The sequence below is a fragment of the Rhodococcus sp. FH8 genome, from assembly GCF_019266085.1.
Taxonomy (GTDB): domain Bacteria; phylum Actinomycetota; class Actinomycetes; order Mycobacteriales; family Mycobacteriaceae; genus Rhodococcus_F; species Rhodococcus_F qingshengii.
The window spans coordinates 48,564-61,459 of sequence record NZ_LPNQ01000083.1 but is presented as its reverse complement, the minus strand read 5'-3'; the positions used below and the strand labels follow the sequence as shown (position 1 = coordinate 61,459).

The following is a 12,896-nucleotide window of genomic DNA, read 5'->3' as shown; positions in this document are numbered from 1 at the left end:
ACGCTTCGTGAGCACGGTATTTCGGGTCGCGCCGCGGGTCAGGGTGCGATGCAGATTTCGCCGACGTTCGTCATGACCGATGATCAGGTCGCGGAGATGGCAGCAGGGATCCTCGCAGCCCTCGGCTAGGACTGTCGTTTTCCGTTGACAGACATCGTGTTACGGAATCATTAAGCCGAAGAAAATGTTTGGGCCCTTCGTGGCGTGGTCCTCATTTCGGTCGAAACTGCCTCCAACACTGACGATGACCCCTGCCCGCATCATCTGCCACCATTGTTGCCAATCTCGGTGAGTGGGTTCTGGCAGATTGTCATCACGTCCAAATCTCGGTCCTGCATTAGCGTTTCACTCCAGACACGGTGTTTGTGAGCTGGGGCACAAAGCATTTCGAACACCTTCCTCCTTTGCGAAAGGTCTCGTCATGCCGATCTGGACGTTGCACGGAGACGGAAAGAACATCGGAGCCGGTGAAGTGGTCGCTCCCGGCGAGCGACTCAGTTGGGCGAGAACCATCGGGTTGGGCGGCCAGCATGTCGTGTCGATGTTCGGCGCGACGTTCGTCTTCCCGATCATCATGGGCCTCAATCCTCAACTTGCCGTGATGATGTCAGGCTTTTGTACGCTCTTCTTCCTGCTGGTGGTCAAGGGGCACGTCCCCAGCTACCTCGGAACATCCGCAGCTTTTGTCGGTGGCGTTGCCGCCATTCGTGCCCAAGGTGGAACGACGGCCGAAGTGACCGGTGCGATTCTGGTGTCGGGGTTGGTTCTGGGATTCGTCGGCATCGCCATCCACTTTCTCGGCGGTGGCGTCATCAGTAAAGCGCTACCGCCGGTGGTCACCGGCGCTGTGGTGATGTTGATCGGCTTCAACCTGGCGCCTGTGGTCGCGGGGTTGTACTGGCCGCAGGATCAGTGGGTGGCACTGATCGTGATGGTTGCCCTGATCGTGATGAGCGTTGCGCTACGCGGCTTCCTGGGACGTATCGCCATTCTCGTCGCCCTGGTTTTCGGCTACATCTTCTCGTGGGTCCTCGACCGGCTCTCCGGTCCGATCACGTCCGCCAGTGGTAGTGGCGCACCCACCGAGCACTTTCGTGTCAACTGGGATTCGGTGCACTCGGCTTCCTGGTTCGGGTTGCCGCCGTTCTCGGACGAAGCCAACGGGATCGTCGGTATTCATGCTCCCTCGTTCAGCCTCACGTTCATCGTTCTGGTGCTTCCCGGTGTCATCGCACTGGTCGCGGAAAACGCCGGACACGTCAAGGCGGTCGCCGAAATCACGGGCGACGATCTCGACCCGTACATCGGACGCGCCATTGCCGGTGACGGTTTTGCCACCGCCATCGCCAGCGCAGTAGGCGGCTCCCCTACGACGACTCATGCCGAGAACATCGGTGTCATGGCTGCCACGCGGGTGTACTCGACCGCCGCGTACGTGATTGCGGGTTTCATCGCGATCCTGCTCGGCTTCTCGCCCAAGTTCGGAGCAGTCATGGCGGCGACGCCCGGCGGCGTCCTGGGCGGAATTCTTGTGGTTCTGTTCGGCATGATCGGTCTGCTCGGCGCCAAGATCTGGAAAGAGAACGGCGTCGACTTCGGGAACCCGCTGAATCTGATGCCGATTGCCGCCGGTCTGATCATCGGTATCGGCGACACGGCGCTGAAGTTCAGTGACACGTTCTCGCTCGGAGGTATCGCGCTCGGCACCATCGTCTTGATCGTGATGTACCACCTCTGCCGGCTCGTAGGGTCCTGGAACCCTGAACTGAACAGGCCGAAGTCCGGCAGGCGGCCGGGCGCAACGCCGGGGGCGAATGCGTCAGATGACGAACGCGAAGAGCCCGTGGCGCAGCTCACGTGATGCCAAGTTGAATGTATGCCAGGTATGACCCGTGACCGTTGTCACATCTGCACAAAACGTGAAGTGACTCATAGAGGCAGGATTGAGTAATGAAACCGTCGCCGCTGACTTATCACCGACCGTCCTCGGTCGAGGACGCGTGCCGAATCCTCTCCGAGGTCTCTCACGAGGGGAAGGTGCTCGCCGGTGGGCAATCGCTTGTGCCGCTGCTGTCCATGCGCCTCGCCGCGCCCGCCCACATCGTCGACATCGGATCGATCCCGAACCTCGCCTCGGTGACCTCGTCCGAAGACGAAGGAGTGCGGTTCCAGGCCCTGGCCACGCACTCGGTGCTGGCGGCCGACGAAGGTGCTCGTCGAGTCCAGCCTCTGCTGAACCGTGCTCTGCAGTTGGTAGCGCACCCCACGATCCGTAACCGCGGGACGAGCGTCGGCTCCATCGTCCATGCCGATCCGTCGGCGGAGATGCCGGCAGTCCTGACGCTGCTCGGGGGCAGCGTGACCGTCCAGTCGGTGCGTGGCACCCGCGAGATCGCGTCGACGGATCTCTTCGCCGGTCCTCTCGAATCGAGCCTGGAATCAGACGAGATCGCGGTGTCGGTGTCGGTGCCCGCCGCCGAACCCGGCGTGGGAACCGCCATCGACGAGATCGCGCGCCGTCACGGTGACTACGCACTGGTCGGTGTCGTCGCACGGATTCGCGTGGTCGACGGTCTGGTGGCCGAAGCGCACATGACGTACGTGTCCGCCGGAGAGCTGGGACAGGTCGTGGACTACACGGACGTACTGGCGGGGGCGTCGGCGACGGATCAGCGGGACCCGCGGTGGCGCACCCTCGGGGAATGCGCCCGCGCGCAGATAGATACCGAGGCAGACATTCACGGGACGGCGGCGTACCGCTCGCAGTTGGTGTCCGCGCTCACGGCGCGGGTCGGCTTCGCGGCGGCAACGGATGCTCTCAGTGAGAACGCAGTACTGGCAGGAAAGTGGTGACAATGTCCAAAAACGATCGCTCCATCGATGATCAACTTGCCGAGCTGGCAGCAGATACCGGTGAGCACCATGTAGCTGTCACGTTCACGCTCAACGAGGTGACGAACACCGTCGTTCTTCCCTCCCGCACTCTGGCTTCGGATGCCATTCGTCACCACCTCCGTAAGACGGGCACGCACGTGGGTTGTGAACACGGCGTGTGTGGTGCGTGCACCGTGCTGCTCGACGGAAAGCCTGTTCGATCCTGCCTCGTCCTCGCGGCCAGCCTCGAAGGTCGATCGATCACCACCGTCGAAGGCCTCGTCGAGCCGGACGGCACTTTGCATCCGGTTCAGCAGGCGTTCAAGGATTGTCACGGTCTGCAGTGTGGATTCTGCACTCCGGGATTCGTGACGACCATCGCGGCATTTCTCGAGGAGAACCCCAACCCCACGCGGGAGGAAGCTACCGACGCGATAGCGGGAAACCTCTGCCGTTGTACGGGGTACCAGAACATCAGGGCGTCGGTTCTGCGCGCAGCCGAGATCAAGCGTGAACGGGCCGGGCAGTTCCCGCTCGGAATCGACGACGCGTCCACTCGGGAGGCGTTGGATCGCAAGGTGCGGGGAACAACGAATCCTGTCGGAGGACGGGCGGGTAAGGCATGAGTACTCCGGTCAAACCAGCAAAGCGCAACGGGGCGAAGCACCCCGCTTCCGATCATTCGACGGCCGATCATTCGGTTGCCGACGACGGCAAGTTCTTCGGTAAACCGATTCCGCGCGAGGAAGATACGCGTCTGCTCAGCGGTCAGGGGCGATACCTCGACGATCTGGGCCACAACGCGCTGATCGCGGCATTCGTCAGGTCGCCGCACGCTCATGCGCGAATCATCGACATCGACATCGACCAGGCGCTGGAAGTGCCTGGTGTGCATGCCATCTACACCTACGAAGATCTCCTGGCCGACACGCCGGAAATGGCGGAGAACCTGCCACTGCTCATTCCGCATCCGGGAATCATCGCTCCGCGCAACGGGTATCCCCTCGCGAAGGACGAGGTGAAGCATGTCGGCGAAGCCATCGCCATGGTGGTCGCCGACAACCGGTACATCGCCGAGGACGCTTGCGCGAAGATCGACGTCACCTACGAGGCGCTGAAGCCTGTAGTGGGGATCGACGTCGCTCGCACCGCCGCGAACGCCGTCCACGCAGACGTTCCGGACAACGTCGCCGCTCACCTGCAGCACGGGTTCGGAGATCTGGATGACGAACTGGCCGCCGCGCCGCACCGACTGACGCTGGATCTCGAAATCGAGCGTTCGGCTTCCATGCCGATGGAGGGCAAGGGCGTCTACGCACGTTGGGACGGTGACGAGAACACCCTCACGTTCTGGACCTCCACCCAGACGTCCACGTCCGCCCGCGCCGCAATCGCCGCGCGATTGGGGATGGCACTGAACAAGGTTCACTGCATCGCTCCTGACGTCGGCGGCGGATTCGGCGTCAAGATCGTTCACCCGTGGCCCGAAGAAGTCATGATCACGTGGGCCGCTCGACGCCTCGGCCAGGCCGGTATCTCCTGCGAGGTGAAGTGGGTCGAGGATCGCCGTGAGCACTTCATCTCGAGCGCACACGAGCGCGGGCAGATCCAGAAGGTCGACATCGGATTCGACGACGAGGGTCGTCTGTTGGCGTTCGACTTCACGTTCTGGCACGACAACGGTGCCTACCTGCCGTACGGGATCATCGTCATGATCAACACCGCGACGCAGGTTCTCGGGCCGTACAAGCCGAAGTCGTTCCGGGTCAACGCCTATTCGCTGTACACCAACACCGTGATCGTGACCCCGTACCGCGGCGCCGGACGTCCGCAGGCCGTGTTCGCGATGGAGCGATCCATGGACGCCATCGCCAAGTACCTGAAAAAGGACAAGATCGCGGTGCGGGAGGCGAACTTCATTCGCCCCGAGGACATGCCGTACGACTTCGGCCTGATGTTCCAGGACGGACGCCCGTTGATCTACGACACGGGCGACTACCAGGCGGGCATCGACAAGCTCAAGAAGCTCATCGACTGGGACGGATTTCCCGAGTACCAGAGGAAGGCTCGCGCCGAAGGTCGGTCGGTCGGCATCGGTATCGGCGCGTACGTCGAGGGAACCGGACCCGGACCCTACGAGGGTGCGCACGTCGTGGTCGAGACGTCCGGAAAGGTCAAGGCCGCAACAGGCTTGACGACGCAAGGCCAAGGCCATCAGACCGCGTTCGCCCAGATCGTTGCGGACGACCTCGGAGTCAAGGTCTCCGACGTCGAGATCGTCACGGGTGACACCCGCCGGTTCGGTTATGCCGTCGGCACTTTCGCCTCGCGTGGTGCGGTCATGTCGGGTTCGGCCTTCCATGTCGCGGCGCAGATGGTCGCGGAGAAGGCGAAGAAGATCGCGTCCGGAATCCTGGATCTGCCGGAAACCGAACTGGAACTCCGGGAAGGCCACGTGTGCAAGATCGGCACCGAAGCCGGAGTGGAGGGTACGTCCGTACCGCTGAGTGTTGTTGCCGTGCTGTCGAACCCGCTACGATATGCGTTCGACCGTGAGTCGAAGCTGGCCACCGGTTTCGCCAAGACCGACACGGACATGTCGAAGCCGCCGATTCCCGAGGGTGAGCAGCCCGGTCTGGAAGCAACCGGCTACTACTCGCCGCCCAGTTCCACCTTCGCTTCGGGAGTGCACGCGGCGATCGTCGAAACCGATCCCGTGACAGCCGAGATCACGGTCCGTCGTTACGTTGTCATCCACGACTGCGGAAACGTGATCAACCCCCGCATCGTCGAAGGTCAGGTCATGGGCGCCGTCGCGCAAGGTATCGGCGGCGCACTCTACGAGCGGATCGTCTACGACGAGCACGGGCAGATGCTCAACGCGTCGTACATGGACTTCTTGATGCCGTTCGTCACCGAGATGCCGGATTCGCTCGAGATGGATCACACCGTCACGCCGTCGGGACTCAACCCACTCGGAATGAAGGGTGCCGGTGAGGCGGGTGTGATCCCCACCAGCGCCGTCATCGCGGCTGCCATCGAGGACGCCGAAGGAATCTCGATCACGTCCATGCCCATTTCACCGTCCGAACTGTTCGAACTTCGACTCGCACACGCGGGTTCGTCATCAGAGGAGAATGCATGAGAATCGCCGGCACCGCGCAGCTGACGGCACCTCGCGAAGAGGTCTACGACAAGCTCCAGGACGGTCGTGTACTGGCCGCGACCATTCCCGGTGTGCAGTCGCTCGAGCAGCTCACGGACAATCACTACAAGCTCTCCATCATGGCGGGGGTCGCGTCGATCAAGGGCGTCTACGACGGCGAAGTTGTTCTGTCGCAACAGAATCGGCCAAGTTCGTTTGTCATGACGGCTTCGGGGGCGGGTGCTCCCGGCACGGTGAAGGCGGACGTCACGGTCACCTTGACGGAGAACGAGGGTGGCACGCTGCTTTCGTATGACGCCGACGCCGTGGTCGGCGGGATGGTCGGCGGCGTCGGGCAGCGCATGATCACCGGTGTAGCCAAGAAGATGGCCGGGGTGTTCTTCAAGAGCATCGACGGCGTCATTGCCAACGGCATCCCCGAGAAGGTCACTGCCGCCGTGGCGGCGGCGGTACCGGCAGTGGCGGTCGAAGGCGCGCCGGTAGTTTCCGGAGCTGTCGCGGCACCGGCGGTTCTCCCGGCCGCTGCACCGACAGCGGGCGGCACAGATGCTCGCACGGTGATGGTCAGCGCCGTCGTCGGCGCAGCCATTGCTTTGTCAGGTGTTGCTATAGGCGGATTCCTGGCGCGTTCTGGTTGTCGCGAGTAGTTCACTCAGGTGTCAACAGCTGATTTGCGATGAGGGAAACGCCCCGAACCGGCCAGGTTCGGGGCGTTTTTCACGTCCGCGTAACCCACGGGGGCGCCGGCGAAGATCCGCTCGTGATCGTGCGCCGAACCTTGGTCCCCCGATTCGGCGAATTGTGACAAAGAATCCGCTCTTCCGAACCTGTGGAATAGCTCTACACGTCAGGTACGAGCCACTTACCGGCTAGGCCGCAACCGTCGATCGGTACCAGACGAGACGAGCCAAAGATCTCAGGAGGAAGCGTGGAACCCAGGAAGATTCGGGTCGGTATCGATACCGGCGGAACGTTCACCGACATCGTGGCAGTGGACGACGAAACCGGCGCCATCGTCACCACCAAGACCCCGTCCACCCCGGCGGACCCCGCCGAGGGCTTTCTCGCCGGTATCGAGAAGGTACTCGCCAAGCTCGGTGAGAGTGGCGACTCGATCGGTGCGGTCAGCCACGGTACGACCGTAGCGACGAACAAGCTGCTCGAAGGCAAGGTCGAGAACCTCGGCTTCATCACCACTGAGGGCTACGAGCACGTTCTCGAAATCGCTCGTCAGTCGGTGCCGGACGGTTACGGCAACTCGTACTTCTGGGTCAAGCCCGAACGCATCGTCCCCGCCGATCGTGTACGCACCGTCGGTGGACGCCTTTCCTTCGACGGCAGCGAGATTCGTCCGCTCGACGAAGAGAGCGTTCGCAGCGCAGCGCAGTTCTTCAAGGACCGCGGGATCCGGACCATCGGCGTCTGCCTCATGCACTCGTACGCCGATCCGACGCACGAGGAGCGCGTACGCGACATCCTCTTCGAAGTTTTCCCCGATGCGACGGTGAGCATCTCGAGCCAGGTGCTGCGTGAGTACCGCGAATACGAGCGGTCCATCACCACACTCGTGGACGCCGCGGTAAAGCCGAACATCCGCAACTACGTGAACAACATCGCGAATCGTCTGCGTGAGTTCTCGACCACCGACGGTGAACCCCGCGACATCCCGTTCTACGTCATGAAGTCCAACGGCGGTGTCCTGTCGGCCAAAGAGGTTGTTCACCAGCCTATTACCACAGTCCTGTCGGGACCGGCCGCCGGAGCCCTCGGTGCTGCGCTGATCGCCGACGCCGCCGGCGTCGAGCAGGTGTTGACCTGTGACGGCGGCGGAACGTCGACGGATGTCACCGTCGTGGTTCGCGGCGAGCCCGCGCTGACCACCGAAGGGCGAGTGGGCAACTACCCGTCGAAGATCCCGATGATCGACGTCGTGACCGTCGGCGCCGGTGGTGGGTCGATCGCGTGGATGACGCCGGAACACACCCTCCGAGTCGGCCCTCAGTCGGCCGGCGCCGATCCCGGACCGTTGTGCTACGGCAAGGGCGGCAGCGAACCGACCATCACCGACGCGCACGTCCTGCTCGGTCGCATCCCACCCCACCTGCTCGGTGGCGAGATTCCTCTCGACACGGAATTGGCACGCAAGGGCCTCGAAGAGCTTGCAACACAGCTCAGTCTGGGCTTCGAGGAGTGCGCGGTCGGCGTCCTCGAGGTCTCGGCGTGGAACCAGGCCAACGCCCTGCGTCAGATCACCGTCAAGCGTGGCCTCGACGTTCGCGACTTCACCCTCGTGACGTTCGGCGGCTCCGGCTCGCTGCTCGCCTGCCGTCTCGTCGACATCCTGGGTCTGAAAGACGTTCTCGTCCCGCTCAATCCGGGTAACGTCTCCGCGTTCGGTCTGCTGACGGTCGATGTCCGCAACGACTACGTCCAGACGCATGTCAGTCGTCACGACCGGTTGAAGGCTGAAGACCTGCAGAGCCAGTTCGACGCGCTGGCCGGCGAAGCCGAGATTGCGCTTGCCGAAGAGGGTTTCGACGAGACGCAGCGCAAGTACTCTCGTACTGCGGATCTGCGCTACCTCGGTCAGGCATTCGAGGTGCGCGTCCCGGTGGCGGAAGGTACCGTCACGGCGCAGATCATGGACGACGCGGCCGAGGCGTTCCACCAGGCGCACCGCGAACTGTACGGCTACGACTTCCGGGGAGACCCGTCGCAGCACGTGGAATGGGTCAACCTGCGCGTGAGTGGCATCGGCCCGATCAAGCGTCCGACGCTCAAGGAGATCCCGGCCGGCACCGGCGCCGACACCGCTCGAACCGGTTCGCGTCAATCGTATTTCGACAGCTGGGTCGAAACGGCCACCTACGATCGCACACTGCTCGGTGCGGGTGACGTCATCGAAGGACCGGCCGTGATCGAGGAGTTCAGCTCGACTGTCCCGATCCATCCCGGATTCTCGGCACGTATCGACACCTTCGGGAACATTCGTATCTCGAAGTCTTCCGACTCGAACGGAGTGAAGTGATGACCGCCATTCTCGATGCTGCTGCTGCCACCGCGGCCAAGCCGTACCGACTCACCGCTACCGACGGCGCGTCACCTGACCCGATTCTGGTCGAGATCGTCGCCGGTTACCTTGCCAGCGTGGAAATGGAGGTGGAGACCTCCATTTCGCGCACCTCGCGCTCACCGATGATCCGTGACGCTCACGACTTCCGTGCCGGTATTCACGACCGGAACCTCCGCAAGCTCACGGGCCGTTCGTATTCCGCCCTGGTTCATCCGATCGCCCGGGACTTCCCACTCGAGACGATGAAGCCGGGAGACGTGTACTTCCACAACGACGTCTACCTGTCCGAAGGTGGCATCGGCCATCTCCCCGACCTGTGCGTCACGGTGCCTGTCTTCGCCCGCGTCACTCCCGATGCCGAGCCGAAGGTTGTTGCGTTCGTTCAGGCGTTCGGTCACCACGACGACATCGGCGGTTGCTGCCCCGGCTCCATGCCGTCCGGCGCCACCACGGTGTACGAAGAGGGACTGATGGTTCCGCCGATCAAACTGTGGGACCAGGGAGTTCCCAACGAGGCGGCACTGCGCATCATGACGCGTAACTCCCGCATGCCGGACGCCCTCGCAGCTGACCTCGACGCCGAGTGCTCGGCGTGCCTGATGGGTGCGCGTCGACTCACCGAACTGTTCGAGCGCTACGGCGTCGACACCGTCGAGTCGTGCTTCGACGCGATGATGGACGCGACCACCGAGACGTACCGTCGCGAGATCCTCAGCAAGATCCCGGTCGGTGAGTACACGTGGGAGGACTACGCCGAGCACGACGGCGTCGACGAACCGATGCTCCACATCCAGCGCATCACGCTCACGAAGACGCGACCGGAGGACGAGGGCGGCGAGCGACTCATCCTGGACTTCAACGGAACCGGACCGCAGGCAAAGGGCCCGATCAACCACTGTGGTGACTACGCGGACGGAAACTTCCTCATCAAGTGGTTGGCCCCGATTCTGCGTAACCTCGCGGACACCCCGGAGCGCATGGCCGAACTGGATGTCAACGAGGGCGTCGTACCGCTGATCGAGATGAAGTTCCCCGAGAAGGGAACACTGATCACCCCGATCTTCCCCGCCCCCACCAACGCGCGCACGTTTGTCATCCTCCGTCTGCTCGGAGTGCTGGCCGGCGTCGTCGCCAAGGCTGTGGACGGCAACATGCCCGCCGATCAGGAGACCATCAGGTACACCGGCGTTTACGGTGAGGACTTCGAGGGTCACTCGTACCTCATGCGTGAGGTGCTCGGCGGCGGTTCGGGCGGACGCTACTACGCCGACGGTGAGGACACGATTCACGTCGTTCCCGATTCGCGGAACCTGCCGACCGAATTCACCGAGAGCCGTTTCCCCTTCATCGTCGAAAAGCTCGGTCTGGCCATGGATTCCGGTGGAGCCGGACGCTACCGGGGCGGCCTGGGATACGAGAAGCACATCCGCATGCTCAAGGATGCTCACTTCATGTCCATCGCGGACCGTTCGATCCTCGCCTGCTGGGGAGTCAAGGGCGGCAAGGCCGGTCGGCCGTTCTCCGTCGTCCTGGATCCGGGTGGACCGAACGAGCGTGAGTTCGACGCGCTGACCGATGCCGAGCCGATCAAGGCCGGCGAGGTCGTACGGATTCGCACCACCGGTGGTGGCGGTTGGGGAGATCCACTGGAGCGCCCGACCGAAGAGGTCTTGCGAGACATTCAGTGGCGCAAGGTTTCCGTAGAGGGTGCACGCGACGACTACGGCGTTGTCGTCGTGATCGAGGGTGACGAGCCGACCGTCGACGAGGCTGCTACCACGGAGCTACGGGATCAGTTGCGCTCGGAACGCGGTGAGAACGAACCCTTCTTCGATCGGGGTCCGGGCTACGCGCAGCTTTCCGGTGGCGCCACCTCAGCGGTCTACGACTACGTCTAGGACGGAAAACTCTCATGGAGAACGGAATTGCTCGCGGCGCCGACATCGCGGTGATCGGCGCCGCGGGTAAGACCGGTGAGGCAGTCGTCGCTGCACTGCCGCCGAGCGTGACAGTTCGGCGACTGGTGCGAAAGGCGCGTGTCGACGGGGACTTCGAGGTAGAACTGGAAACCGGAAGCGGACTGCGCAAGGCGCTCGCCGGGTGCCGAGGCGTGTACTTCATTGCCCCGAACGTCCATCCCGACGAGCCCGCACTGCTTCGCAATGCGCTGACGGCAGCGGCATCGGCGGGAGTGGAGCACTTTGTCTATCACTCCGTCGCGTGGCCGTTCAGCCCGTCCATGCCGCATCACCTGGACAAAGCCAGGTGTGAGGACGAGCTGCATCGTTCACCCTTGAAATGGACTGTGCTGCAACCGTGTGCGTACGCGCAGAATTTCGAGGCGGTACTCACTGGTCGGTCTGACACCATCGTCCTGCCGTACAGCGCGGAAACGAAGTTCTCGTTCGTGAGTCTGGCGGACGTGGCGGCTGTTGCCGCGGTCGTACTGAGCGAGGGCTCGGGTGAACATCACGGAGCGACGTACGAGGTGGGCGGCCCGCAAGCTCTGAGCGTCATGGAGGTGGCACAGATGGTGGAAAAGCAGACGTCACGGACCGTCGCGATAGATCAGATCAGCGTGGATCAATGGCGCGAACAGATCGGCAGCAGCCTTGACGTCAACGCCAGCTCGCGTCTGGCGGCGATGTTCGAGTTCTACAACCACCATGATTTTCTTGCCGGCAGCGCGGCCGTCGAACTGCTTCTGGGTCGCCGACCGATGGGCGTCGAGAGCCTGATTCGCTGAATCCGGCTACGAAATGCCTCCGACCGCCCAGACCACCAGTGGGGGCAGGGCGGCCAGGATCAGGCAGACCGTTCCGTTGAGCCACTTGTGCTCCACCGTGACGGCGGCGAACTCGCGCAGAATGGCGCTCGGCAGGTAGTACCGGGCGGTGTGGGAACCGATGACTTCCGCATCCAGATCGAGGCTTCGGGCAAACGTCGCGGTTCGGAGGATGTGGAAGTTGCTGGTGACCAGCACCATTCGAGGCTTCGTGGTGTTGGCACGGAGAAGGTCCCTGGTGTACTCGAGGTTCTCGAGCGTGGTGGTCGAGCGGTCCTCGAGAATCACGCTCTCGCGCGGTATCCCGTGATCGACGAGGTAGACGCACATTGCCTCCGCCTCGCTGACCACCTCGTCCGAACCCTTCCCGCCGCTCACGACCAACAGTGGTGAACGTCCTTCGCGGACCTCGGCGCGAAAGACGTCGGCCGCCTTGTCCAGACGGCTGGCAAGCAGGGGCGTCACGTCGGCGCCCGAAAGCCCGGCGCCGTGAACCACTATCGCGTCCATCCCGGGCTGGTACTTCTGGCGTCCGTAGACGTAGGAGTAGAGCAGAAAGCTCGTGAACAGAAACCCCAGGTACGACGCGACCAGGCTGAACGAACCGAGAACGACTGCGAGCCAATATCTCTGCGTCAGCAGCGCTGATGCGAGCAACACGTAGGGAACGAGCAGGCCGAGTCCGGCGACGAGTGAGAGCAGATTCGCGACGCTGAATCCCTCGCGCCGCAGCATAGTGATTCCGTTGACGATCAGGAATCCTGCAAGCAGGAGCACCAGCAACGGCGAGAGCAGAGCGATCGTCGCGATGACGAACGACGGGACCTCGGTGCCTGGCGCACCCGACTGCAACATCCACAGACCGGTGAAGATCAGTCCGAGAAGTAGATAGACGCCGTTGCTCAGCCTCCGTCGATCCTGCCTGAACCGGTAGCCGCAGAATCCGAGCAGCGCGAGGCCGATGAGGAGAAGGATCACGGAGCCAGCCTAGGCGAGGC

At 63.1% G+C, this 12,896-nt stretch carries 9 protein-coding genes and 1 pseudogene; 9 read left to right on the top strand and 1 reads right to left on the bottom strand.

The window, feature by feature from the left end; all coding sequences use genetic code 11:
- The 9 genes and pseudogenes from ATN38_RS33025 to ATN38_RS30570 all read left to right on the top strand — a co-directional run.
- A pseudogene (locus tag ATN38_RS33025) lies at positions 1–129 on the top strand (aspartate aminotransferase family protein); the annotation flags it as partial.
- A 292-nt stretch (positions 130–421) separates the two neighbouring features.
- Positions 422–1,861 carry a uracil-xanthine permease family protein gene (locus tag ATN38_RS30605; protein WP_003945984.1) on the top strand — a complete coding sequence of 480 codons (1,440 nt, stop codon included), beginning with the start codon at positions 422–424 and terminating at the stop codon, positions 1,859–1,861.
- A gap of 89 nt (positions 1,862–1,950) precedes the next feature.
- Complete coding sequence (locus ATN38_RS30600; RefSeq protein WP_042448023.1) at positions 1,951–2,853, top strand: xanthine dehydrogenase family protein subunit M; 903 nt, start codon at positions 1,951–1,953, stop codon at positions 2,851–2,853.
- A gap of 2 nt (positions 2,854–2,855) precedes the next feature.
- Positions 2,856–3,500 (top strand): (2Fe-2S)-binding protein, encoded by a 645-nt coding sequence (locus ATN38_RS30595; protein WP_003946048.1) that lies wholly within the window; start codon positions 2,856–2,858, stop codon positions 3,498–3,500.
- Positions 3,497–6,019, top strand: coding sequence for an aerobic carbon-monoxide dehydrogenase large subunit (cutA, locus tag ATN38_RS30590; RefSeq protein ID WP_007735488.1), 2,523 nt, complete (start codon positions 3,497–3,499; stop codon positions 6,017–6,019). Before ATN38_RS30595 ends, cutA begins: the two co-directional genes overlap by 4 nt.
- A complete protein-coding gene (locus tag ATN38_RS30585) occupies positions 6,016–6,687 on the top strand; it encodes a carbon monoxide dehydrogenase subunit G (RefSeq protein WP_197942199.1) in 672 nt (223 codons plus the stop codon). Before cutA ends, ATN38_RS30585 begins: the two co-directional genes overlap by 4 nt.
- Positions 6,688–6,968: 281 nt before the next feature.
- Positions 6,969–9,068 (top strand): hydantoinase/oxoprolinase family protein, encoded by a 2,100-nt coding sequence (locus ATN38_RS30580; RefSeq protein ID WP_003946077.1) that lies wholly within the window; start codon positions 6,969–6,971, stop codon positions 9,066–9,068.
- Complete coding sequence (locus tag ATN38_RS30575; protein ID WP_007735492.1) at positions 9,068–11,011, top strand: hydantoinase B/oxoprolinase family protein; 1,944 nt, start codon at positions 9,068–9,070, stop codon at positions 11,009–11,011. The genes ATN38_RS30580 and ATN38_RS30575 overlap by 1 nt, the downstream gene beginning before the upstream one ends.
- Before the next feature lie 14 nt (positions 11,012–11,025).
- Entirely contained in the window at positions 11,026–11,859 is an 834-nt protein-coding gene (locus ATN38_RS30570; protein ID WP_030537953.1) for an NmrA family NAD(P)-binding protein, read from the top strand.
- Between the two features lie 6 nt (positions 11,860–11,865).
- Here ATN38_RS30570 and ATN38_RS30565 read toward each other — a convergent pair whose 3' ends face one another.
- Positions 11,866–12,876, bottom strand: coding sequence for a YdcF family protein (locus ATN38_RS30565; protein ID WP_218749316.1), 1,011 nt, complete (start codon positions 12,874–12,876; stop codon positions 11,866–11,868).
- Positions 12,877–12,896 lie beyond the last annotated feature (20 nt).

What these genes read in the sequence shown, in the direction of transcription:
- ATN38_RS30575 (WP_007735492.1), top strand. Translation starts at nt 9,068, where the DNA reads ATGACCGCCATTCTCGATGCTGCTGCTGCCACCGCGGCCAAGCCGTAC.
- cutA (WP_007735488.1), top strand. Translation starts at nt 3,497, where the DNA reads ATGAGTACTCCGGTCAAACCAGCAAAGCGCAACGGGGCGAAGCACCCC.
- ATN38_RS30585 (WP_197942199.1), top strand. Translation starts at nt 6,016, where the DNA reads ATGAGAATCGCCGGCACCGCGCAGCTGACGGCACCTCGCGAAGAGGTC.
- ATN38_RS30570 (WP_030537953.1), top strand. Translation starts at nt 11,026, where the DNA reads ATGGAGAACGGAATTGCTCGCGGCGCCGACATCGCGGTGATCGGCGCC.
- ATN38_RS30595 (WP_003946048.1), top strand. Translation starts at nt 2,856, where the DNA reads ATGTCCAAAAACGATCGCTCCATCGATGATCAACTTGCCGAGCTGGCA.
- ATN38_RS30605 (WP_003945984.1), top strand. Translation starts at nt 422, where the DNA reads ATGCCGATCTGGACGTTGCACGGAGACGGAAAGAACATCGGAGCCGGT.
- ATN38_RS30600 (WP_042448023.1), top strand. Translation starts at nt 1,951, where the DNA reads ATGAAACCGTCGCCGCTGACTTATCACCGACCGTCCTCGGTCGAGGAC.